General features: G+C 44.1%; 23 protein-coding genes and 1 pseudogene. 17 read left to right on the plus strand and 7 right to left on the minus strand.

Annotated elements, in window-relative coordinates; all coding sequences use genetic code 11:
* Positions 1–133: 133 nt before the first annotated feature.
* Both SWOO_RS26210 and SWOO_RS01850 read left to right on the plus strand, forming a co-directional pair.
* Positions 134–304 (plus strand): annotated as a pseudogene (locus SWOO_RS26210) (transposase); the annotation flags it as partial.
* A gap of 289 nt (positions 305–593) precedes the next feature.
* The gene (locus tag SWOO_RS01850) at positions 594–1,946 is read left to right on the plus strand and encodes a hypothetical protein (protein ID WP_012323006.1); all 1,353 of its coding nucleotides are present in this window, start codon (positions 594–596) and stop codon (positions 1,944–1,946) included.
* A 171-nt stretch (positions 1,947–2,117) separates the two neighbouring features.
* Here the strand turns inward: SWOO_RS01850 and SWOO_RS01855 are convergent, their stop codons facing one another.
* The 4 genes from SWOO_RS01855 to SWOO_RS01870 form a co-directional block, all read right to left on the minus strand.
* Positions 2,118–3,635, minus strand: a complete 1,518-nt coding sequence (locus SWOO_RS01855) for a hypothetical protein (protein WP_012323007.1) — start codon at positions 3,633–3,635, stop codon at positions 2,118–2,120.
* Positions 3,636–3,783: 148 nt separating this feature from the next.
* Positions 3,784–5,292 carry a hypothetical protein gene (locus SWOO_RS01860; protein ID WP_012323008.1) on the minus strand — a complete coding sequence of 503 codons (1,509 nt, stop codon included), beginning with the start codon at positions 5,290–5,292 and terminating at the stop codon, positions 3,784–3,786.
* A 227-nt stretch (positions 5,293–5,519) separates the two neighbouring features.
* Positions 5,520–6,173 carry a signal peptidase I gene (gene lepB, locus SWOO_RS01865; protein WP_012323009.1) on the minus strand — a complete coding sequence of 218 codons (654 nt, stop codon included), beginning with the start codon at positions 6,171–6,173 and terminating at the stop codon, positions 5,520–5,522.
* Positions 6,174–6,285: 112 nt separating this feature from the next.
* A complete protein-coding gene (locus SWOO_RS01870) occupies positions 6,286–7,023 on the minus strand; it encodes an AraC family transcriptional regulator (RefSeq protein ID WP_012323010.1) in 738 nt (245 codons plus the stop codon).
* 141 nt (positions 7,024–7,164) lie between these two features.
* Between SWOO_RS01870 and SWOO_RS01875 the strand changes: the two genes are divergently transcribed.
* The 7 genes from SWOO_RS01875 (at position 7,165) to SWOO_RS01905 (ending at position 14,813) form a co-directional block, all read left to right on the plus strand.
* Positions 7,165–8,343, plus strand: coding sequence for a Gfo/Idh/MocA family protein (locus tag SWOO_RS01875; protein WP_041417890.1), 1,179 nt, complete (start codon positions 7,165–7,167; stop codon positions 8,341–8,343).
* Complete coding sequence (locus tag SWOO_RS01880; protein WP_012323012.1) at positions 8,344–9,396, plus strand: sugar phosphate isomerase/epimerase family protein; 1,053 nt, start codon at positions 8,344–8,346, stop codon at positions 9,394–9,396.
* Positions 9,397–9,405: 9 nt separating this feature from the next.
* Positions 9,406–10,653, plus strand: a complete 1,248-nt coding sequence (locus SWOO_RS01885; RefSeq protein ID WP_012323013.1) for an MFS transporter — start codon at positions 9,406–9,408, stop codon at positions 10,651–10,653.
* 127 nt (positions 10,654–10,780) lie between these two features.
* A complete protein-coding gene (locus SWOO_RS01890; protein ID WP_229377279.1) occupies positions 10,781–11,599 on the plus strand; it encodes a sugar phosphate isomerase/epimerase family protein in 819 nt (272 codons plus the stop codon).
* A 52-nt stretch (positions 11,600–11,651) separates the two neighbouring features.
* Positions 11,652–12,371 carry a 3-keto-disaccharide hydrolase gene (locus tag SWOO_RS01895; protein ID WP_012323015.1) on the plus strand — a complete coding sequence of 240 codons (720 nt, stop codon included), beginning with the start codon at positions 11,652–11,654 and terminating at the stop codon, positions 12,369–12,371.
* The gene (locus SWOO_RS01900) at positions 12,371–14,068 is read left to right on the plus strand and encodes a GMC family oxidoreductase (RefSeq protein WP_012323016.1); all 1,698 of its coding nucleotides are present in this window, start codon (positions 12,371–12,373) and stop codon (positions 14,066–14,068) included. The genes SWOO_RS01895 and SWOO_RS01900 overlap by 1 nt, the downstream gene beginning before the upstream one ends.
* Position 14,069: 1 nt before the next feature.
* Positions 14,070–14,813, plus strand: a complete 744-nt coding sequence (locus SWOO_RS01905) for a gluconate 2-dehydrogenase subunit 3 family protein (protein ID WP_012323017.1) — start codon at positions 14,070–14,072, stop codon at positions 14,811–14,813.
* Between the two features lie 95 nt (positions 14,814–14,908).
* On the opposite strand, the gene SWOO_RS01910 is transcribed toward SWOO_RS01905, so the two are convergent.
* Complete coding sequence (locus tag SWOO_RS01910) at positions 14,909–16,117, minus strand: NAD(P)/FAD-dependent oxidoreductase (RefSeq protein WP_012323018.1); 1,209 nt, start codon at positions 16,115–16,117, stop codon at positions 14,909–14,911.
* Between the two features lie 313 nt (positions 16,118–16,430).
* Here SWOO_RS01910 and SWOO_RS25375 point away from each other — a divergent pair, with 313 nt between their 5' ends.
* From SWOO_RS25375 to SWOO_RS01920, 3 genes are read left to right on the plus strand one after another with little or no spacing between them, the layout of a single operon-like run.
* The gene (locus SWOO_RS25375) at positions 16,431–16,757 is read left to right on the plus strand and encodes a hypothetical protein (protein WP_195742844.1); all 327 of its coding nucleotides are present in this window, start codon (positions 16,431–16,433) and stop codon (positions 16,755–16,757) included.
* Entirely contained in the window at positions 16,679–17,074 is a 396-nt protein-coding gene (locus SWOO_RS01915) for a CIA30 family protein (protein WP_229377366.1), read from the plus strand. Before SWOO_RS25375 ends, SWOO_RS01915 begins: the two co-directional genes overlap by 79 nt.
* Before the next feature lie 2 nt (positions 17,075–17,076).
* A complete protein-coding gene (locus tag SWOO_RS01920; RefSeq protein WP_012323019.1) occupies positions 17,077–17,694 on the plus strand; it encodes an HAD family hydrolase in 618 nt (205 codons plus the stop codon).
* A 79-nt stretch (positions 17,695–17,773) separates the two neighbouring features.
* On the opposite strand, the gene SWOO_RS01925 is transcribed toward SWOO_RS01920, so the two are convergent.
* Positions 17,774–18,652: a LysR substrate-binding domain-containing protein gene (locus SWOO_RS01925; RefSeq protein ID WP_012323020.1), complete on the minus strand. Its 879-nt coding sequence runs from the start codon at positions 18,650–18,652 to the stop codon at positions 17,774–17,776.
* A 391-nt stretch (positions 18,653–19,043) separates the two neighbouring features.
* On the opposite strand from SWOO_RS01925, the gene gfa reads away from it, so the two are divergent.
* From gfa to SWOO_RS01950, 5 genes are all read left to right on the plus strand, one after another.
* Positions 19,044–19,601, plus strand: a complete 558-nt coding sequence (gene gfa, locus SWOO_RS01930; RefSeq protein ID WP_012323021.1) for an S-(hydroxymethyl)glutathione synthase — start codon at positions 19,044–19,046, stop codon at positions 19,599–19,601.
* A gap of 319 nt (positions 19,602–19,920) precedes the next feature.
* Complete coding sequence (locus SWOO_RS01935) at positions 19,921–20,187, plus strand: DksA/TraR family C4-type zinc finger protein (RefSeq protein WP_012323022.1); 267 nt, start codon at positions 19,921–19,923, stop codon at positions 20,185–20,187.
* Between the two features lie 198 nt (positions 20,188–20,385).
* Positions 20,386–21,516 carry an S-(hydroxymethyl)glutathione dehydrogenase/class III alcohol dehydrogenase gene (locus SWOO_RS01940; RefSeq protein WP_012323023.1) on the plus strand — a complete coding sequence of 377 codons (1,131 nt, stop codon included), beginning with the start codon at positions 20,386–20,388 and terminating at the stop codon, positions 21,514–21,516.
* A gap of 89 nt (positions 21,517–21,605) precedes the next feature.
* Positions 21,606–22,445: an S-formylglutathione hydrolase gene (gene fghA / locus SWOO_RS01945; RefSeq protein ID WP_041417462.1), complete on the plus strand. Its 840-nt coding sequence runs from the start codon at positions 21,606–21,608 to the stop codon at positions 22,443–22,445.
* A 188-nt stretch (positions 22,446–22,633) separates the two neighbouring features.
* Positions 22,634–22,960, plus strand: a complete 327-nt coding sequence (locus tag SWOO_RS01950; protein ID WP_012323025.1) for a DMT family transporter — start codon at positions 22,634–22,636, stop codon at positions 22,958–22,960.
* A 9-nt stretch (positions 22,961–22,969) separates the two neighbouring features.
* Here the strand turns inward: SWOO_RS01950 and SWOO_RS01955 are convergent, their stop codons facing one another.
* On the minus strand, positions 22,970–23,686 hold the full coding sequence (locus SWOO_RS01955; protein ID WP_012323026.1) for an SDR family NAD(P)-dependent oxidoreductase: 717 nt from the start codon (positions 23,684–23,686) through the stop codon (positions 22,970–22,972).
* Positions 23,687–23,693: the final 7 nt, after the last annotated feature.

Raw genomic sequence — 23,693 nt, forward strand, 5'->3', positions numbered from 1 at the left:
AAGTCCCTATTACCATGCATGGAGTAGAACAGTTCGTAGAGCCTTTCTAACGGGAGTTGATGAACTCTCGTAGTAAAAAGTGTGGGAAATCTTACGAACATAGATGTGGAAGGGTTGAACCTAAGTTACTGAATTAACAAAGTTGAATATTTCATCAGACAACTGGATAAGACTCACCTCAGAATTTGGCGAACTGTTTCACGGCCCAGTAGGGGAAACACAATCGTTAACTCGCTATTGTGAGCATCTTCAAAAACGTCGACGGCATTTCTCAAAAAGCTGCCAGCACTTTCAAGCTGATTAGTTAAACTTAAACCACTTATCTACAACATTATCCATGACAAGAAGCATGGATTGGTTCTCCACATTCAAACTTCACCATTTTTCCTCTAAAGTCGCTACTTCCAACGATATATCAGCTTCAAAGCCTACTTTAGAAGATTCGATAAGCTTTCGTGTTATCTAGAGCATTGAACATCTACAGTAGAGCCGCTATGTTATTGATTAATTATGGCTGGCTCTATTTTTTCTATTTAGATAATAACTTGCTGGAAGGTATGGAAGACTTAATTAACGCCGTGGAGTAGTAAAACATGTATTGGAAAGTTGAAGATAAAAAGTGGATGAAGGCTCGTAAGGTATTATGGGCTGAGTTAAAAAAATGCCTTTTAGAGCATCAATACTCTAAAAAAGAGGTTAAATATATGGAGCCCTATTTTTTAAAGGGAATACGTAAACAAGAAGATATTGCATGGGCAGAACCGGTACCGCTTATCTACTGTTTAGCGTGGCACCCATCAGATGATATTAACGTTTGGTTTGCAGAGTTTCAGCGCATCAAATCTGAAGCTCGCTGTGAAGAATCGATGCTGAGCAGTATCAGCACTAGCTATATATTAATAAAAAATAGAAGTCGATTGTCGACTCCATTAAATGCGACTGAAAATGTAAAGTCACTTTTTTTGCAGCGTGAGCAACTACTTTATCAGTTTTTATTCTTAAATAAGCAGTTTCTTGATGACCCCTATGTTAAACAGGCTGAAAAATGGCGGCTTGAAGAGCTTCGGCCGTTAAATAGCGGGGCATTATTCTCTATCGATAAGTTGGCGGCAATTATTAAAAAGGATAAAGAGGGTGAACCATTCCAGCCATATTTTAATGCTTTCTCTATTCAGCATCTTTGTCATTTAAGTCAATATCTCTCTACAGAAATGTATAGAAGACAAATGCGATGGGATGATTCTGAAGAAAAGCTCGGGCGGATGCTGGCGACTAGCCTGAAGTTTTACCAGCAACGGCTGCAATATTCAGTGGCGTTTCAAACAATCGCAGAGCTATGGTTTAAGCAACTTGATTCAGACGAGATTGCTACTGAATGGAAAACTATTTGGGTAAATGCCAAGTCCGGTAAGTACCTAACACGTGATGAATTCTTTTCAAAAGATAAAGCTGATGAAGCGGGTATAGAGAACAGTAAGACTAATGTAGAAGATGAACTTAATCAGCTACTACTTGACGGTACAAATAGATCTGAAATCATAGACTGTTTAGCTGACCATTTTGAAGCTGAAACGATTGAGTTATTTGATATTAATGATTTAGATAATATTTGCTCACCTTATATAGGTTTTATTGACCCCTTAGAGCAGTTAGTTAAGTTACGTGGCGGGCGTGATTGTGTTAGTTACCAAGATGAGGTCAAAGATGATGTATTAACGATTAGCTTAAATGAAAAAGTGATAGGTGAGATTAATCTGGATGAGGTTTTTAGCAATGAAACTGCAGATTACTTTCAGCACATTATAAATTTGGCTATGGAATGGTTTCCGAATCAAGCATTATTATCGGTTGAGGAGGGTTCAACTTCCTTGTTTATCTTACCTAGTAATATATTTAAGCTGCTAAAAGAAAATGAAATTGAGTCAGACTTACTAACTCAGCAATAATAATTAAAAAATAAATCAGGCCACCCACAATAAATGGTGCATTTTTCATCCTGAAAAAAATAAATCAGGCCACCCACAATAAATGGTGCATTTTTCATCCTGAATAACTAAGACACCCACAATTGTGGATGTCAGTTTCCTCTACTAGGCTTTAGCTATTACTCTCACTCGTTATTTTAACGTCCACTCCACTTGTTGCTCGAAAGCGGGCTCAGCCGCGAGCTGATTAATGTAAAAAGTAACGGTATCGGCAGCATTAGTTACTTTGAGTAAAATTCTACTTTGGTTTAATGACGCCGTAAATTTATCGTCGTAGGTTAGCCAATCTGGCCCAACATTTGGCGCAACATAGCTGACCTCACCATCAATACCATCGAATATTGGCATGAGAAACTCATTACCTGTAGGGAAAATATCAACAGCATATTTGTCAGTTGTACCGGAAAGAGGGCTGATAGTCAGCGATAGGCTCCCCATTTTGTGAGTCACTGTTTTATCAGGACTCCAGGGAAAAGAGTAGGTTTTCAATTGAGCTGGCTGGTAGTGCGCGGTGGCCGTAATTTTATCAATCTTGGCCAAATCACCCTTGGCTAACCATCCCAGAGGCAAGAATCCCTGCTCAACTACCACCCCATCCTCTGCTGGCATTATCATGGAGGGTTGAGTTGGCATGAGCTTGATATCCAACACTGGCTGCAGAGATGAGCTGGCACGCATGTTTGTAAACCAGAGCTCTCCAGCAGGAGTTATCTCTCCATCTGTGAGCAATAGCTTGGTATAAAAAGTATTGCCGTTGTCCAGTAGCTCACCCTGAGTGAATTTGAACAGCTCATCAGCGGTAGGTTCTACGTGCTGTGTGACAATTTCGTTTGGTTTGCTCAGTTCAAACCAATAGTCATTTTCTATTAACTGCTCGAGATCGGCTATAAATGAAGGCAGTTTATTGCTATTAAGTCTGTGCATTAATATGCTGTGATGGGCTGTGCCTTGTATTCCCATGGATTCCATCGGCATGACACTGATTAGGGCTAATTTTTCTATCCAACCATTGTCACGGCTGAGAATTACTTTTCCAAACAACTTGGTTTGTTCATTTGCACTGTTTATTAGTAACGTCAGTTGCTCATCTGTGACTTTGTCGACCTGTAATACTGCATCATGAATACCTACCTCGGTTACGGGTAACTTCTCGCCTACTTTGGCGGGGATCTGTTTAACAAATCCCGGTGAGTTAAGGCTATTTTTGATTGAGTCAATAAATCCTTCACCAGATTTCTGCAGCATTTTCTGCCAAATTTTAGCGTTTTTACCACTCATGTTGAGTAGCTCACCAGTATTTGGATCCAGAGTGATATCAAAGCCGGCGCTCATCAACTGTTGGAGCTCTTGCTGCCGCTGAGTCGGTCGGGCACTGTGAAAATTATTCCTGTTTCCTGAAAACTGCATCAGCTCAGGAATGACTGAGAACTTAAGGATTTTGTCATCAACCTGATCGATTTGGTAATGCAATAGGGCCAAAGAGGTTTGATCGATTTCAATGTTCTTTAAATTGATATTTGATTTGGTTTTCATCCAATATCTTGCTGAATCGCCTGGTTGGGCCTTGAACTCGACAATGTCTGGTTCATGTTGTTGAGAACAAGCGGGTAACAGCAGAAGCAAAGCAAGAGCTATGGTGGGGTATTTCATATTTGTCCTTAAATAAATGACACGTTTCCGATAATTATGCTGATCTTGGTTGTAAACAATACACTATTATCCTTTTTTTCTTGTTTCTAACCGTCAAAAGTTTCAGTTTCCTAGTCGTGAATAGTTGGGATATGACATCAGCCTTTGGTTATCTATACCAAACTACAGAATGTTTTTGCGTTGCTTTCTTACTGACGTTTTTGATATATACCGTGACATGCTCAGGGGGATTATCTACTTTTAGCTGCCAAGACATTTGGTTTGTTGGCACTAAAGGTCTGTCTCCCAAACCAAGCCACTGGGGGCCAACTTTTGGGGGAAGCCGACTGAATTGACCTTCAACGCCTCCAAATACGGGAAGTAGATAATCATCATTGGCGCTGATATAAGTCACTTCGTAGATATTGCTTTTATTTGGCACAGGTGTAATTTCTAGTTGCGCTTGTCCCAGTGAGTACGTCTTAGGTTTGTTTGAAGGCCATGGTAGGGTGTGACTTTCTATTTTTGCAGGGTAATAGACCATCTCAGCGGTAATGCTATCAATTAAATTCAAACTACTAAGCCTTGCGGATGTCAATGCCATGAGGCGCATGTTTGCATACACGCCTTGTTCTGTGGAAGATATCATGGGGTTGAATCGAGGGCTGAATTTGATATTGAGTTCCGGGTCAATTGTCGACTGACCCCGTAGGTTCTCAAACCTGACTTCTCCCTGAGGTTGTTGTTTTTCATCTGAAATTTTTAGGTCGGTGTCGATTATCTCACCCCATTGTTGCATTCGCGCTTGGCTGAATTGAAAGAAACTTTTATCGATGGGAGCGTCTTGGGCTGCGTGATATTTGGCAGTTTGCGATATATCTGTCCAATTACTCTCAACGCGCCTATGATCCTTTATTACGGTGATTAATCCTGGGGCATCATATTCGTTGGTTTTTTGCATAACTGTTCTTCTATAGGCTGTCTGGTACGATCCCAAAGGTTTTTCCGCAATCAATGTTGCATGCTGTAACCAGCCATTACTCTGGTTCACTATAACTTTACCGTATTGCCTGAATTGAGGATCATCTCTAGTAAAGCTTAACTCAATAGTTTGCGAAGTCACCTTATCGACAATCATAGTCAGCGTAAAACCGCTGAAATCGTGGAGTGTTATCTTTGAGCCTATTATTTTTGGAATGGTTTGAATAAAGCCAGGTGCATTGACAGTGTTCCTTAATGATTTGACTAACAGACTAGTGCCTTTATCCAGCATGGTTTGCCAGCCACTTGCTGATGTCCTCTGGAGATTAATCAATGAGCCATCGGCAGGGTTCAGATCAAGTTTAAAACCTTCCCATACTAAGGCGCAATATTTAGCAACTTTGGTCTGCAAGCGTCTAAATTGGTTTTCACAGTAGGGGGTATTTTGAAAGTACTCTGGGATGACAGAAAATCGAAGTGTAGTTGCATCAGTCTGTTCAATCCGGTACCGGAGCAAGCTTAACGTAGTGCTTTCGCCTATAGTAGCGGTTGCCAAATCAATCCTGCTGACATGCTGAACCCAATATTTTGCTGAGTCTCCAACATTAGCCTTGAATTCCACTGCGTCTTTATTGTGATTGTCAGAGCAGGCACTCAAAATCAGAATTACAGCAAACAATGTGACGGATAGTTTCATTTTACTCCCTGAGTGAAACGTATTTTTCCGACTATTATGCTGACTTTAGTTGATAATTAAACAGTTTGTTTGGTTTCTTTGGGGCAAAGGCTTGTTACTTCTTGACAGAAATGATGGGCGATAATAAATGGTGCACCCACAATAAATTATGCTTTTTCCTCCTACTAACCTAAACAAAAGCCCATTCACCTTTCGGCAAATGGGCTTTTTATATCAGAAACTAAGCTTCAATATAGATCGCTGAAAAATCTATCTTCGCGGGGAATATAGTAGTTATCGTAATTGAGTGAGAAGGCTATTTGGGTTGCTTTGCCCTTAAGTTCGGCTCTTGGGACAAAGCCGTATACGCGAGAGTCGACACTGTTGCGGCGGTTATCTCCCATTACCATGTAGTGGTTTTCAGGGACGGTGATGGTGGCAAAGTGGCTTAGGTTGTTGCTGGCACTTTTCTCGATTCGGATCTTATGGCGCAAGCCTGTGAGCTCTTCCTCGGCAATAAGCTCTTGGCTATTATTATCTAGGACCGTGTAGTTTAGTGGTCTGCCGTTAATGGACAATATCTCGTTGCTTAAACTGATTTTGTCGCCGGGTAGGCCAATCACGCGTTTTATTAAGCGATTTTTTGCCGCTTTCGATTCAAAAACGATTATCTCTCCCCGTTGTGGCTCACCGGTTTCGAGCAGTGATATTTGGGTGAAAGGAACTCTTAAATCATAGGCCATCTTGTCCACGACAATGCGGTCGCCCTCTTTAATGGTGGGTTGCATTGAGCCTGTGGGCACGGTGTACCAATCTGCCACAGCGCTTCTAAAAACAGACATTAGAATAATAAAAATGAATAGCTGCCTGTTATTTTTCCAAAAAGTTTTTATTTTACTCATTAGCTTTGTCTCCCTGCTTACTTTTGCGATTAAGTTAGTAGGCCATAGAAGTATGCTTAAGTTCATGATGTAAGTGTTACTAAGTGTGTGGTTAGTGACTGTTAAAAACTGACTACGACAAGCGATAGTTCTTTCTAAATTCTGAGGGTAATTCGCCAAAAAACAGCCTGAACTGTTTGCTGAAGTAGCTGTGATCGGTAAAACCTGTTGCGTCTCCTACCTGCGAAATTGGCATATCGGTTTCTACTAAAAGTCTTCGTGCGTTTTCAAGGCGAACCTCATTGATAAACTGCTTTGGTGTTTTAGTGAGGTATTTTTTAAAGCGCCTCTCTAAGGCGCTGACAGAGAGGTGAGCGACCTCTGCTAACTCTTCAATGGCGAGGTGTCGGGAGTAGTGCTCTCTCACAAAGTCCACTGGGGCTTTGATGGCATCGACGCCAGAGAGTGCCATCGCCTGTTTTTGCAGATGTCGAGTGATGCCATATGATCCTATGATCTCGCCCGCTTGATTTGAGAGTGGACGTTTGGAGGTGGCATACCAAGCTGGATCGCCAGCTTGTGTCATGTTCATCTCTAAGCGTTCAGTGACAGTTTGGCCCGCTAAGATTTTTTTATCATCACGGATAAACTGCTTAGCCAGATGGGGAGGTGAGAAGTCATAGTCGTTTTTCCCTAATATTTGATTGAGTCCCCGCACCTCTTTATGTTCAATAAAGGCTTGGTTCGCATGAACAAAGTTATGGTTTTTATCCTTAATCCAAAAGAGCACGCCTGGCAGTAGGTCGAACATGCTGATCACTTGTTCTACCTCAACCAGATTGAGAAATGTATTCTCTTTATCCCAGCTCATCTACCCCTCCCTATCCGATATTTGTTGATTGCAATAAATAACAAACGCCGAATTTGTTGCATCGATAACCGATTTATTAATAACACATATTAAGACCTCAATCCTATAGTGGTTAAATTCTTACTTGGTATGTTTATCACAATGAAAAAGATTCGGATGGGAATGGTTGGTGGCGGACAAGGTGCATTTATTGGTGCTGTACACCGTATTGCCGCTTTTTTAGATGGTGAAATAGAGCTGGTGTGTGGCGCATTTAGCTCAAATCCCCAGCGTAGTATTGAGTCTGGAAAGGCGCTTTATCTGCCTGAACATCGCTGTTATGACTCCTATCAGGAGATGATTCTGTGTGAAGAGAAGCTCCCTGAAGAGATGCGCATGGAGTTTGTTGTCATTGTGACGCCCAATCATCTGCATTTTCCCGTGGCAAAAATGGCAATCGAGCATGGTTTCCATGTGTTGTCAGATAAACCTGCGACCATCAGTTTAGATGAGGCATTGAGGTTAAAGCAGCTCTTAGAGAAACATGACCAACTCTATGGCTTGACCCAAACATACACTGGCTATCCCTTAATCAAACAAGCCCGTCATTTAATCGCTACGGGAGAGTTGGGCAATATCGTTAAGGTGGTGGTTGAGTACAGCCAAGGCTGGCTTGCATCGAAAGAAGATGAGACGAGTAAACAAGCGAGTTGGCGATTAGATGAGAAGCAGTCAGGTATTAGCTGCTGCATGGGCGATATTGGTGTGCATGCTGCCAATTTAGCCGAGTATGTCTCTGGGCTGAACATGGCAGAGCTGTGCGCTGACATTACCTCTACGGTTGCCGGGCGAACTTTAGATGATGACGGTACTGTGCTGTTGAAGTTTTCTAACGGTGCTAAAGGCGTGCTATTAGCAAGCCAAGTGGCCCTTGGTGACGAGAACAACCTTAAGCTGCGAGTTTACGGGGACAGAAAAAGTGTCGAGTGGTCTCAGCTTGAATCAAACACCCTTTGGCTGAAATCTAATACAGAAGCGACACAGATGATCCGCGCTGGAGTCGGTGATCTGTGCGCCGCTGCCAAGCAAGCGATGCGAACACCTGCGGGCCATCCAGAGGGATATTTGGAGGCATTCGCTAATATCTACAGTAACTTTGCTAAGCAGATCAGGGCAAAAAATGCAGGTGAGGTTTGTGATAACCAGCTGTTTGATGTACCGGGTATTGAGCAAGCTGTTCGTGGTATGGCCTTTATTGAGAATGTGGTTCAAGCCAGCGCATCTAATGAAAAGTGGCACCCGTTTTCACTTAAATCAGATAGCAATATGGGGGAGGAGTAGATGTCTCAAATAAAGGGGCCAGGTATCTTCCTAGCGCAATTTTGTCAGGATGATGCACCATTTAATAACTTAACCAGTATCTGCCAATGGGTGGCTGACTTAGGTTATAAGGCGGTGCAGATCCCAACTTGGGATAAACGTTTATTTGATCTCAAGCTCGCCTATCAGAGTCAGACCTATTGTGATGATGTGAAAGGCATTATTGCAGATACGGGCTTGAGCATCAGTGAGTTATCGACTCATCTGCAGGGGCAGCTAGTGGCTGTTCACCCTGCATACGATAAGCAGTTCGACGCCTTTGCACCCGAGGAGGTTAAAAACAAGCCTCAGGCTCGAGCTCAGTGGGCGGTTGAGCAGGTTTCAATGGCGGCTAAGGTGAGTCAGACATTAGGGCTTAATGCCCATGCGACATTCTCTGGGGCTCTGTTATGGCAAACCGCTTACCCCTGGCCCCAGCGCCCAGCTGGTTTGGTTGAGGAGGGGTTTAAGGAGTTGGGTAAGAGGTGGTTACCTTTGCTCAACAAGTTTGAAGATGCCGGAGTGGATCTCTGTTATGAGCTTCATCCAGGTGAAGATCTCCATGATGGCGTGACCTTTGAGCGATTCTTAGCGGCAACAGGGGATCATGCTAGAGCGAATATTCTTTACGATCCGAGCCACTTTGTACTGCAACAGCTCGATTATCTAGCATTTATTGATATCTATCATGAGCGGATTAAGGCTTTTCATGTCAAAGATGCCGAGTTTAGACCTAATGGTCGAAGTGGCGTTTATGGGGGATATCAAGATTGGCAACAACGTCCAGGCCGTTTTAGATCTTTAGGAGATGGCCAGATAGATTTTAAACAGATCTTTAGCAAATTAACTCAATATGGTTTCGATGGTTGGGCAGTGCTTGAGTGGGAGTGTTGTTTGAAACACCCTGCAGATGGTGCAAAAGAGGGCGCCCCCTTTATTGAGCAACATCTGATAAGAACACCTGAATATGCGTTCGATGATTTTGCATCAAGTGGTGTGGATGAATCGTTAAATCGCAGCATTCTAGGACTATAGGGGGAGCATATGTCTGCTGACATAGATCGAAATCGAATTTTTACCGCGAGTTGCCTAGCACTGACGGTAACCGCCATGACGTTCGCTATCCGCGCCGGTATTTTAGGTCAGCTTAGTCAAGACTTTGGTTTATCCGATGCAGAGTTAGGCTGGATAAATGCCATGGCTTTTTTGGGCTTTCCTGTTGCCACCATATTGGGCGGCTTACTGTATAACTTTTTAGGGGCTAAAAAGTTAGTGCTTATCGCTTTTGTGGGCCATATTCTTGGTTTACTGCTCACCATGTCGGCAGATGGTTTTTGGCTATTGTTGATCTCCAGTTTCTGTATCGGTTTTGCCAACGGCGCGGTTGAAGCTGGGTGTAATCCTTTGATTGCAGATATCTATCATAAGAAGCAGACTGTTATGTTAAACCGCTTTCATGTCTGGTTTCCCGGCGGCATTGTGGTGGGAGCTCTTATCTCTAAAGCGATGACAGACATGAGCTTTGGTTGGCAAGCGCAGATTGCCGTGATGTTAGTGCCAACGCTTATCTATGGGTATCTGATCATCAGTCAGACATTTCCTAAAACCGATAATATCAACACCTCTACCTCTGCTAATTTAAAGGGGCTGTTCTCACCTTTGTTCCTATTTATGGCCTTTTGCATGACCTTAACGGCCACCAGTGAACTTGGTACTCAGCAGTGGATTGAGCGTATTCTTGGCGCTTCTGGGGCATCGCCTATGTTAATTATGGCGATGGTGACGGGAGTGATGGCCGTTGGACGCTTTTTTGCGGGCCCCTTAGTGCACAAGCTAAACCCATATGGTGTGCTGCTTTACTCTGCGATAGTAACGACAATTGGTATCTACTCCATGAGCTTAGCAACTGGGAATATGGTGTATGTATCTGCCCTTATTTTTGCATTAGGGGTGACCTATTTCTGGCCAACCATGATAGGTTTTGTGGCGGAGAATATTCCTCAAACTGGCGCCTTAGGGATGTCGGTAATGGGGGGCGTTGGCATGTTTGCTGTCAGTATGTGGAACCCTGTGATTGGACATTGGATTGATAAGGGCAGAGAGCAGGCAGTAGCGGCGCATACCACCCCTGAAATCGTTGAGTTAGCAGCAGGGCAATCAACCTTGGCTAACCTGAGTGTGTTCCCCTTGGTGCTGATATTTGCCTTTGCTGGTTTGGCGCTTTATATGCGACAGCAAAAGCAGAAAGTGAGCCAAGCTCAAGATAGCGCTCAGGCGGAGTCATCATTCTAACTAGGGTAATGGCTAGAGTAATGGTGCTGAGACAAGAGCGCTGATCCATCATTTAACAGCGGTAGTAAAGAGCATAGATAGGTGAGTATTCATGAAGGCTGTATTAACAAGCTTAATAGGATTTTTGATGGTTATCTCAACAACAAGTATGGCCCATGAGGCGTATAGCCTAACGCCGCCAAAGGTGAGCGTTCAGCTTTGGTCAGTTAAAGATCAACTTAAAGATGATTTTGAAGCCACTGTTGAGGCACTGGCCCAAATGGGGTTTGACGGTGTTGAGTTTGCCGGAGATTTCGGCCCATTTAATGAGGATGCCAATGGGTTGAGGTTATACCTAGATTCATTAGGCATGGTGGCAAGTGGTGCTCATGTCTCCTTTGAGCAGCTCAATGATGAGAATTTCACTGAAACGGTCGCGTTTTACCAAGCGTTAGGGGCGAAGGTGTTAATTGTAGGGTGGGACAAGAGGGCTTGGGATCCTAAGGGGATAGATTTTGTCGTTAATGAACTTAATCGTATCTCGCTGAAGCTAAAGCCTTTAGGGATCAAATTTGGTTTCCATAACCATGAGCATGAGTTTAATGGTTTTAAGGGCACCACTTTTTGGGACTACTTGGCTAAAAATACAATGCAAGATGTGGTTCTTCAACAAGATGTTGGTTGGACTACCTATGCGGGACGGGATCCCATTGAATATGTGAAGCGCTACCCAGGTAGAACTATTACCACGCACTATAAGGTGAAACTACCAGAAGGGGTCGAGGGAAAGCTGCCTATCATAGGCCAGGACACCATAGATTGGTTAGCACTGACAAAGGCAAATATCGCTGTTGGTGGTACCCAGTGGTTAGTGGTAGAGCAGGAGGAGTATCCTAATGGATTAACCCCGCTACAAGCGGTGGAAAAGTCGAAGCTGGGCTTAGATAACATATTAAAACAACTATAAAAAACATTAATAAAACAGCGATAAAAACAGTTTAACTGTGTGAGGGAGTGCAATGACTAAGTGGGGAGTAAGTATTAAGAGTCGGTCGCAACAGGTGATTGCAGCCTTACTGCTATCGACAGTGGCAACGGCAGGTGTTGCTGCTGATAACCAGCTATCAAAAAAGGAGAAAGAGGCTGGGTGGCAACTGCTGTTTAATGGTAAAGATATGTCCCAGTGGCGCAACTTTAAGCAGCAGGGAGTGAACCCTAAATGGGTTATCGATCAAGATAGTATTCATCTCTCAGGTGGTGGAGGAGGCGATCTTCTCACTAAACAAGCCTACAAGAACTTCGAATTGACACTGGATTGGAAGATATCCCGAGCTGGCAATAGCGGCATCTTTGTATTGGCCGATGAACTTGGCTCCAAGATTTATTCCCATGCCATAGAGGTGCAGATCTTAGATAATCAAAGACATGCGGATAATAAAATAGACTCCCACCTATCGGGTTCAATCTATGATATTCAGGCATCACCGCCAGCCTCTCACAGAGTTGCAGGTGAGTGGAATAAGGTGCGCATTCGTATGCATAACAACAGTTTATCTGTTTGGCAAAATGGTATTTTAACGGCTGACCTTATTGTTGGCAGTGAAAAATGGAATAGCTTAGTTGCCGAGAGTAAGTTCAGGACTTGGACTGGTTTTGCTCAGACATCACAGGGGCATATTGGTTTGCAGGATCATAGCGATCCAGTTTGGTTTAAAAACATCAAACTGAGGGAGCTGTAATGATGGAAGGGCAAATTAATGGTCACGATTATGATGTGATTGTTGTTGGCTCCGGTGCTGGTGGTGCCATGGCAGCTTACACATTAACAAAATCGGGACGTAAAGTGCTGATGTTAGAGGCGGGGCGAGACTACGACCCAAAAACAGAAACCCCCATGTTCAAGAGTAACTTTGATGCACCACTGCTCGGCGCGGGGAACTCAGATAAAGACTTTGGTTTTTATGATGCAACTGTTGATGGCGGCTGGGAGGTACCGGGAGAGCCCTACACTAAAGGTGAGGGGAGTGAGTTTCTCTGGTGGCGTGCTCGTATGTTAGGGGGGCGAACTAACCATTGGGGTCGCTACTCACTGCGATTTAGTGAACATGATTTTAAAGGCTTTAGTCGTGATGGTTTAGGTGCTGACTGGCCATTCGAATACTGGGATCTGGCGCCTTGGTATGATGAGACCGAAGCCTTGGTTGGGATCTGCGGTACCAATACAGGTTTAGATGATATGCCTGATTCTCCTGAGGGCGTATTGCAGCCACCACCTAAACCGCGTGTGCCTGAGTTGCTTGTCTCGGCTGCGGCGAAAAAGTTGGGTATCCCCACTGCGCCTATGCATCGTGCTGTTCTCACTCGTCCAAAAGATGATCGCCAAGCGTGTTTCTATGCTACCCCTTGTGGCCGTGGTTGCTCCATTGGCGCTGCATTTCAAACGACAACCTCATTGATCCCGATGGCGCAAGCAACGGGGCTGCTCACTGTGATCACCGATGCCATGGTGAAAGAGGTCAATGTCGATGAGAAAGGCAAGGTCAATGCCCTGACCTATATCGACAAGAAAACCAAACAAGCCCATAGATTGGATGCCAAGGTGATCATTCTTGCGGCGAGTGCCTGTGAGTCTGCACGTATACTGCTTAATTCTAAAAGTGAATCACATCCAAATGGATTAGCTAACTCAAGTGGCCATGTGGGCAGAAATATTATGGACTCAACTGGTGTGAGCTATGGCGCCCATATCCCTGCGCTTGAGGGACGTCCTAAATATAATGAAGATGGGCATACGGCGAATCATCTGTTTATCCCCTGGTGGGGACATAAGGTACAGGAGAAAAAGGCGATGGCCTTTCCTCGTGGTTACCATTTCGAGATAGGCTCTGGCTTTAGGGCTCCGAGCTCCTGGGTGAGTGGCGATCTCGATGGTTATGGAAAGCCGTTAAAAGAGATAGCAAAGCAAGCCTATGGCTCCTATGTGGGATTGGCACTGAGGGGAGAGATGCTGCCCAATGATGATTGCTATATGGAGATCGACGAGGATGTGAAGGATAAATGGGGCATTCCTGTGGTCAAGTTTCATTGGAAATGGTCTCAGCACGAGCTTAAACAGGTTGAGCACGGTTTAAAGACCGCCCGTCAGATCCTTGAAACCATGGGGGCTAAGTTCGATAAACCTCTACCCAAAGCGGAAGATGCGATCCTAAAGGGGGGGCAGATCATTCATGAGGTAGGAAGCACCCGTATGGGAGACTCACCGACAGAGTCAGTGACCAATCAATGGGGACAAACCTGGGATTGCAGTAATCTGTTTGTGATGGATGCTGGTGTGTTTGCATCTAACCCCCATAAAAACTGCACCTTAACCATTATGACATTAGCCATGAGAAACAGCACTTGGCTGGCGAGACAGTTAGATAAGGGGGAGTTGTAAAATGAGTTTGGTAAAACGTTACTCAAGCAAAAAACCTTATCTCGCTTCATTAAGCAGACGTGATGCGATCAAGTGGATTGGTGCTCTCTCTGTCACGGCGGCGTTTCCAGGGCTGACCGCATGCAGTAGTCAAGCATTAGCGCCCCAGAGTGAGTTAGCCAAAGGTCATTGGCCGCAGTTGGAGCTGCCTGTTATCAATGCCACTGGCTATGGAAAAGATCCAAACTTAATCATCGCGCCAAGAGCATCATGGCCCAGAACACTAACGGCCGCGCAGCTTACCTTCATTGCTATATTTGCCGATATCGTTGCGCCAAGGGAGGGGTCGGTGCCCTCTGCCAGTGAAGTGAAAGTGCCAGATCTGCTTGATGAGTGGGTGAGTGCCCCCTATGAGCGACAACAGCAGGACAGGGTCTCTTTTCTACATCTGCTTGCATGGCTAGATGAGGAGGCTAGACGACGTTTCGATAACCTGTTTGTTGATGTGACGGCATCTCAGCAGTTAGCAATAATCGATGATATCGCCTATAAAAAAGCGATGCAGAGTGAGGAGTTCGTTAGACCCGCTAAAGCCTTTGCAGATTTTAGGCGCTTAGTACTGGCCTGTTTTTTCTGTAGTCCTGCGGGCGTAAAAGATATCGGTTATCTAGGTAATGTGCCGATTGTCGGTGATTATCCAGGCCCCAGCGATGAAGCGATGACACATTTACAGGGTGTGTTGGATGAGTTGGGGTTAACCCTGTAATTTTTACGTGCCTAAAAAAGCCCGTATGCTGTTAAACATACGGGCTTTTTCATTTAAACCAATTGTGATAGCAATTATTATACTGATTGGTATTGTTAGTTAGGCTGAAAGATACACTTTAAGCGCTTAGCTATGATGAGCCTAGACATGGTTAAGAAACCGCTGACCGTCTTTTGGTGTAGACGGAAGATGGTATCGTAGAGGCGTCTGACTAAACGTCCCTTCAAAATTAACCTGTCATTCATCATGGTACTAATAGCGTAGTTATGACCAATTGCCACGACCATGCCACCATCTTTGTAAACAAACGGCGTGAGAGTTTTCCCCTGCATTAACCCAAGTAGGCTTTTTGCTAAGTGCACTGCGGCGCGATTAGCTGCCTGAGCCTTAGGAGGCACAGTACTGCCATCGGCTTGAGGAATTGCAGCACAATCTCCAAGGGAGAAGATACTAGGATCTTGTGTTGTCGCGAGGGTCTGCTGCACCACTAACTGGTTTGCATTGTTACTCTCGAGACCGCCTATGTTTTTAAGCCAATCCGGGGCTTTTATCCCTGCAGCCCAAAACTGTAGATCGGCATCTAACGTTATCCCTTCGCTGGTGGTCATTCCTTGCTTATCGACACTGGCAATACGAGTGTTGAGCAGCAGGTTTACGTTGAACTTTTCTAATCTTGACTGTGCTTGCTGAGACATCTTTAATGGGCTGTTTGGCAATACTCTATCTGCAGCTTCAATCAAGTTGATTGTCAGTCTTGCTGCATGTGGGTTACGTTCTAGTTTACCGCTAACCTTGGCAAGTTCAGCGGCAAGCTCAAGCCCTGTAGCACCTGCACCAACTATATTGATAGTGCGCTGCTCTCCAGATCTAAGTAGCGCGCTTATCTGCTGCCAACTTTCTCTTGCCTGTTCAGGAGTGTCCAGAAATAGGCTGTGCTCAAGTGCACCTTTGGTGGCAAAGTCATTGCTGATAGCACCGACAGCGATCACCAAGTAATCATAGGCTAATGTGTCTGTTTCACCGTTAGTTTTATAGACAACCAGCTGCTTCTCTTCACGATTGATATTTGTCATTCTACCTTGATAATGACGATAACCGTTTTTGGCTCCATGGCTGAAGTAGCACAGACTATCGAGATCGTTATCGAATGTGCCCGCAGCGATTTCATGGAACCTAGGCTTCCAGTAGTGGTGAGTCTCCCCCTCGACTAAGATAACTTCATCTTGTTTGTTGACTGAACGACCTAAAAGGCTGGCAAGTTCCAGCCCAGCAGCACCGCCACCAACGATGACAACACGAGACATAATATTTCCTTAACGCAGCTGAAGAGCTACGTGATTAACATTGAATTGTTGGCCTAGCGACTGAGCGAGCAGATCTTTATACGAACTGGTATTAAGACTTTGCGGAGAGTTGGGAGGCGTATCTGATGGCGGCTATTATAATTCGGGTTCGAATTGGAACAATTAGGCGAAAAGGTAAATCACTTTTGCTCAATCGTAATAATCCAAGCTATGACTGGTTTCCTGAGAAAATAAGCGAGTTAATTGCCGTTAATGTAAACCATTTAATGGTTTACAACGTATTACCTTATTCGTTTAACAATGGATTATCGCCATGCCACCAGTAAAACTGAGAGCTCGTAGCCATAGTTATAGTCATTTAAATTGCTGGCTTACAAAGGGGAGGTTATTCTCAATCACCTTGATGGGAGCAGTTTTGCCGGTATTTGGTGCAATCTCTGATGAGGGAGTGTTAATGACACCTTTAGTGACGCTCAGCGAGCAGCAATCCACTGATTGGAAATTAATTAATGACACTGTAATGGGGGCGTTTCTAATAGCCTGCTTGATATCAGTGCAGGTATTGCAACCTTTAGTGGCCATTTATCACTCGAGCAAAATGGTGGTTTTGCCTCTACCAGAATATCCATTAGTCAGGTGATACCTAGTGAGCTTAATCTTATTCGGATTCATGTGAAAGGTGATGGTAGGACTTATCAGTTAAGGCTGAGAACCGATGACAGCTGGGACTCTTTTTCATATTCACACCCATTTAAAACAGAGAGGGAGAGATGGGTTAGTATTGAGTTTAAAGCGGACGATTTTATACCTGTGTATCGCGGACGTACTCTTGATGCTCCACAATTAAATTATGCCGATATTAAGCAAGTGGGATTTTTATTGGCAGATAAACAAGATGGTGATTTCGCGTTATCATTTAAAAATATTGAATTAATCGACTCAAATAGGGATAAGTAACATTGAGTATTAGGGTGAATACCCACTTTGATTTCAGCCATATTCAAGGTGTAATTTTCGACTTGGACGGCACACTTGCAGACTCTAACCCTGATTTTGAGGGATTGAGGCGTGAGCTTGGTTTAAAGTCAGGGACCGATATTCTTGCTCATATGGAGTCAATAATAGATCCGGTACTTGCATCAAAAACAAAAGAGATAGTGACGCGTTATGAGCTTGAAAGCTCAAGTCGTGCGACTTGGGTGACAGGTGCTGAGCAGCTCGTTGCATTATTTAGGCGTTTAAAGCTGCCTCAAGCGATACTGACGCGCAATATTCCTCAGGCCGCTGGGATTACTTTAGCAAACCTTGGGTTAGAGATGGACTTGGTGTTGACTCGATTTGATGCCAAAGCTAAGCCTCACCCCGAAGGTGTAGAGTTGATTTGCGAGCAATGGCAGCTTGAACCGGCTAATATTTTGTTTATTGGGGACTATCTTTATGATCTGCAAACAGCACGAAATGCAGGGACTAAAAGCGTGCTTTATAGTCCAGATTTAATACCCGACTATGCATCACAAGCAGATATTGTCTGCCAGTGTTATACCGCTCTTATTCAGCACTTTAATACCCAGATATAAAACTGGCCTGTAATAAGGAGTGCTTTTAGTTTGCTACTTCTGCGTTGAGTGAACCCACAAGGGAACAAGCACTCTATCCTTACTTGTGGGATGCCAAAGCTTGAGTTAAGTGATCCAGTAACATACGCACCTTAGGCGATAGATGCCGATTATGTGGGTAGAGTGCCCAAATTCCCTCCTCTGGTGAGCGGTTTTGCTCCAGCAGCGGTACCAGTTGCCCATCCTCAATGAAGGATTGTAAATAGTAGTCAGGGAGTTGAATTATTCCAATTCCCTTTATTGCTGCGTCGACTAAGGCGTGACCGCTGTTACAGCTTAGATTCCCTTTTACTCTGACATTTCTAGTTTTGCCATTATCTTCGAATCGCCAGTAGTCCATGGTTCCCAATAAGCAGTTGTGCTGCTCAAGTTCTGAAAGGGAGTGAGGGATACCAAAAGTTGAAAGGTAGCTGGGTGAGGCGCAAACATACTGAGTGCGAGAGCTTAATCGCTTGGCCATCATGCTTGAGTCTTCAAGTTGGCCTAATCTGATGGCCAGATCATAGCCCTCGTCGATCAGGTCAAGTTTCTGATTAGTTAAGTTTATCTTAACTTCTAGCTCTGGATACTTGGCGGCAAAATCATTAATCAGTGGGGCAATCGTCATCTCTCCATAGGTTACTGGCGCTGTGATCTTGAGTAATCCCCGCGGTGAGCTTTGCAAATTGGTGATGGCACGTTCAGCTTCATCTAGCCCATCTAAGACCTGTCTGCAGTGCTGGTAATAGACTCTTCCTACCTCTGTGGTGGAGACTTTTCGGGTTGTGCGGTGAAACAGTTTTGTGGCTAAGCGGGTTTCTAATGCGCTGACTTGCCTGCTAACTTGTGCGGTGGAGATCCCCAAGCGTTGTGAAGCCTTAGTAAAGCTCTCGGCCTCTGCAACTGCAACAAATTCACTGATGCCTTCCCAATTGAACATAATAATTACCAGACTGTTTTCTCTATTGTGATTATCTCCGAATCTTCAATAAATGCAATTTTTGTTTTCACTATGGGAGTCTAGTTAAGTATTTGTATTTTAGTGTTTTTATTGTTTTTGGTGCTTTCTGGATTCTTACTGATTAGTAAAAGATTTTTTCAAAACATTAGGATTATCATTATTTGAATGAGGAATATAATTCTGCCCATCGAAATGACGTAGGCATTACTCCGAAATCATAACGTCAATAGCAGGGCCGAGTTGTTAGCTCTTTAACAACAATGAAGAGAACAACTATTCAAGTCACCTGCTTCTAATATTAAGTTATTTTACTGGATTACTAGGACGGCACTCAAAGAGCTGTTTACTAGGGAAGATCCATGGAGTTTTTATGAAAGTGTTAATTCACCCACAAGTTGATAATGGAGTTACTCAGAGCCAGGAAGGCTTTTCCGGTGGTACTTTAGGGTGTCAATGTCAGGCGCAACGAGTTGAGGTTTCAGTTACGGCGCAAACAGCTCATAACCACGTTTGTGGCTGCAGCAAATGTTGGAAACCAGAGGGAGCTTTATTTGCTCAAATCGCCGTTGTTTCACGTGATAATGTTCAAGTGATTAACAATGCTGATAAATTGATGGTAGTCGATGAGTCTGCCGCTATTCAACGCCACGCCTGCAAAGAGTGTGGAACCCATATGTATGGCCGCATTGAGAATGCTGCTCACCCCTTTTATGGATTGGATTTTGTACACACCGAATTATCATCAGAGGAGGGATGGTCTCAACCTGAGTTTGCTGCGTTTGTCTCTTCAATCATAGAGTCAGGCGCCTCTGCAGACTCTATGGCAGATGTTCGTCAAACCCTCAAAGATTTAGGTCTTGAGCCATATGACTGTTTATCACCTGCGTTAATGGATGCAATTGCGGTGCATCTTGCTAAGAGCGCGTAATATCAATTGGTTTATGAGTAAAAAAGGCGCTTCGGCGCTTTTTTTGTATCTGCTATATAGGGAGCGTGGAGTCGCGTCTAAGAGAGCTTAGCAAGGGGGAAGAAACAAGGTTTTATATTGACGGCTATTATTACCAAAAGGTAAAAGTCATTTGCAATTATCTGGGATTATCATCTTTATATAGTTGAATATAATGTTTGCTATCGGATAGGCAGTCGCTTCAAGCTTTATTCATCTATTTGACGGTAGTAAATCAGTAGGTGGGTGTATTGCCTTCTTGGTTACTTGGGCGTATAGCTAAACATTAGTGGAGGTTAAAATGGCTGGTGGTTGGTCTAGAGATGGTGCGGTACAAGATCAGATCGATAACAGTGTCGATGATGGTGTTGCTCAAGCCAGAAGTCGGTTACCGGTTGGTCAAAGCCTACTTTATTGTGAGGAGTGTGACAGCCCCATTCCACAGGCGCGAAGAGAAGCCGTTATCGGAGTTCGCCTCTGTGTTAGTTGTCAGCAGGAAGCTGATAAGCAGTTTAAAAGTTTTAGTAATTTTAACCGGCGTGCGGGGAAAGATAGCCAGTTAAGATAGGGGGATTTAGGTTCTTGCAAAGAACCAAGGCATTTAGGCCATCACCCTTGGCTCACATCGAGCGTTAATATTTTATCATTATTACCATGTGGTAAAAGTCATTTGCATCTAGAGGGTATTATCAATTTAATCGCACTAGATATAATGTTTACCATAGATTCATAGAAACGTTTTAATTTACCTATTTAGGATATAACAATGACAGCACAAACAATTAAATCAAAAGCAGCAGTCGCTTGGGCTGTGGGTGAGCCACTATCTATGGAGATCGTAGATGTAATGCCACCACAAAAAGGTGAAGTTCGTATTAAGATGATCGCAACAGGCGTTTGTCATACCGATGCTTTCACTTTATCTGGTGATGATCCTGAAGGTATCTTCCCATGTATTTTAGGCCATGAAGGCGGCGGAATCGTTGAATCTATCGGCGAAGGCGTTACTAGCGTTCAGGTCGGAGATCACGTTATCCCTCTTTACACTCCTGAGTGTGGTGAATGTAAATTCTGTAAGTCTGGTAAGACTAACCTTTGCCAGAAGATCCGTGAAACCCAAGGTAAAGGCTTAATGCCAGATGGCACGACTCGCTTCTCTAAAGATGGCGTTGATATTTTCCACTACATGGGAACATCTACCTTCTCTGAGTACACTGTATTACCTGAAATTTCATTGGCTAAAGTTAACCCAGAAGCGCCACTTGAAGAGGTGTGTCTGTTAGGTTGTGGTGTAACTACTGGTATGGGCGCTGTAATGAATACGGCTAAAGTTGAAGAGGGCTCAACAGTCGCTATCTTCGGCATGGGCGGTATCGGTCTATCGGCAGTTATTGGTGCAACTATGGCTAAAGCCGCTCGCATCATTGTTATCGATATTAACGAAAGCAAGTTTGAGCTAGCCCGTAAACTAGGTGCTACTGATTGCATCAATCCAAAAGATTATGACAAGCCAATTCAAGATGTGATTGTTGAGTTGACTGATGGCGGCGTTGATTACTCATTCGAGTGTATCGGTAATGTTCACGTGATGCGCTCTGCACTTGAGTGTTGTCATAAAGGTTGGGGCGAATCTGTGGTTATCGGTGTGGCTGGCGCAGGTCAAGAGATCTCTACTCGTCCATTCCAACTTGTCACTGGTCGCGTATGGAAAGGCAGCGCATTTGGTGGTGTTAAAGGCCGCTCTGAGCTACCTGAATATGTTGAACGTTACATGGCAGGTGAGTTTAAGTTAAACGACTTTATTACTCACACTATGGGACTTGAGCAGGTAAATGAAGCGTTTGACCTTATGCACGAAGGTAAGAGCATACGTACTGTTATCCATTTCGATAAGTAATAAGCTGACTTAGGCATTGTTAAACCTCGAAATTGATCCCCTTTGTCAACTGAGTTTGCATGATTGCAAACTCAGTAGGAGACCCAAGCGTGACAATTGAAAATGTGAGTGTGAATAAGAGCTTTGATGGCTGGCATAAGCAGTATAGCCACAGATCCAGTGTCTTAAATTGTGAGATGCGATTCGCCATCTACCTGCCACCACAAGCATCTAATGGTGAGAAAGTACCAGTACTCTATTGGTTATCTGGCTTAACCTGCACTGATGAAAACTTTATGCAGAAAGCTGGGGCACAGGCATTGGCAGCTGAGCTTGGTATCGCTATTGTTGCACCGGATACCAGCCCAAGAGGCGATGATGTAGCCGATGATGAAGGATACGATCTGGGCAAAGGGGCGGGGTTCTATGTTAATGCGACTCAGGTACCTTGGAGCCGCCATTATCAGATGTATGACTATGTCGTTGATGAGCTGCCAAAGCTGATTGAATCTATGTTCCCAGTTAGTGATAAGCGCTCGATCGCAGGACACTCTATGGGTGGACATGGCGCTTTAGTTATTGCACTGAGAAACAGTGACACCTATCAGTCTGTGTCGGCGTTTAGTCCTATTAGTAATCCGATCAATTGTCCTTGGGGCAAGAAGGCATTTACGGCTTATTTAGGTCGAGATACCAAAACTTGGTCTGATTATGATGCTAGTGTACTTATGCGTCAGGCGACAAGCTTTGTTCCAGCTTTAGTGGACCAAGGTGATGGTGATAACTTTATGGTTGAGCAGTTAAAGCCTGAAATGCTTGAAGCTGCAGCGAGCGTGAGCGGTTACCCTTTAACCTTGAACATCCGTGAAGGCTATGATCACAGTTACTACTTTATCTCTAGCTATATCGAGAACCACCTGCGTTTTCATGCTGAGCACTTAAAGAAGTAAGCTCCTGTTATAATTTATATGAAAGGTGTCGTCAGTAATGACGGCACCTTTTTTTATATATGATTATTACTGATTGGTAAAAGTGATTTGCAAATTACCTTAATTATCATTCAGTAGAATAGAAATATAATAGCTAAAACAGAGACCCAAACCGCAGGATTACCCTGTTATTACTTAAGGTGTTGAACATGAGTTGGATTTTTCTAATATTGGGTGTAGTTGCTGAGGCATTATCACATGTTGCACTCAAGGCTACCGATGGGTTTACTCGTCCACTTCCCGCAGCTCTCGTTATCTTGGGGCATCTGACGGCATTTATCTTTTTAGGTCAGGCGATGAAAGGGATGCCAGTAGGCATAGTGCATGCGCTGTGGGCGGGCCTTGCAATCGTGACAGTGACTCTGATGTCGACGCTCCTATATCGGCAGCATCTCGATACCACTGCTTGGATAGGCATGTTGCTGGTTGCAGGTGGTGTGATGATGATTAACCTCTCTCAGGGACACTCCCACTAGTTTAAAAACCTACCCTCGGCAGATGGACCTGCCTCCATCAACCTTAATGGCGGTTCCAGTCACAAAGGGGTTAGCCAGAATAAACTCTATGGTCTGAAATACAGGATTAAATCCGGCTTCAAAGGGGAGTAAGGTCGCGTTAAGCACTTGCTCTTTTTGTGCTTGACTATGTTCGGGTAGGAACTTAAGTGGCCCTGGCATAATTGAGTTACAGCGTATGCCTGGTGCGAACTTTTTGGCGAAGGAGCGCGTGAGGTTCTCAAGTCCCGCCTTAGTTGAACAGTAGAGTGAGTGTTGATGGCTAGGGTTGTCAGCGTAGATATCTGTCATATTCACCACTAATCCGGGGGTCTTCTCATCAAAGAGGAGGGGGGCTAGCTCGTGAGTTAGTAGGCTAGGAAAGAGCATATGGATCTGAAAAAAAAGGGTCAGTTTAGATTCAATCTCTTGATTGTCTTTTGGATCCGCTTCAAAGACAGAAGCATTGTTGATGAGTAGATCGATATGACTCACTTGTGGCTTTATGGCTGTAACAGCTTGCTCAACACCTAGCTTATCGTAACCATGAATTTGAACTGCATGAAAGTTTGCTGAATCGATAGAGGTAAACTCATTAGAGGTACTTCGTGATACCGCGAAAACCCTATCTCCTCTGGCAATAAACTGCTCTGCTAGAAAGAGACCTAATCGACGACTTGCTCCGGTGATCACAACTGTTTTCATCATTTCTTGC

Origin of the sequence: Shewanella woodyi ATCC 51908, assembly GCF_000019525.1 — a bacterium.
Taxonomy (GTDB): Bacteria; Pseudomonadota; Gammaproteobacteria; order Enterobacterales; family Shewanellaceae; genus Shewanella; species Shewanella woodyi.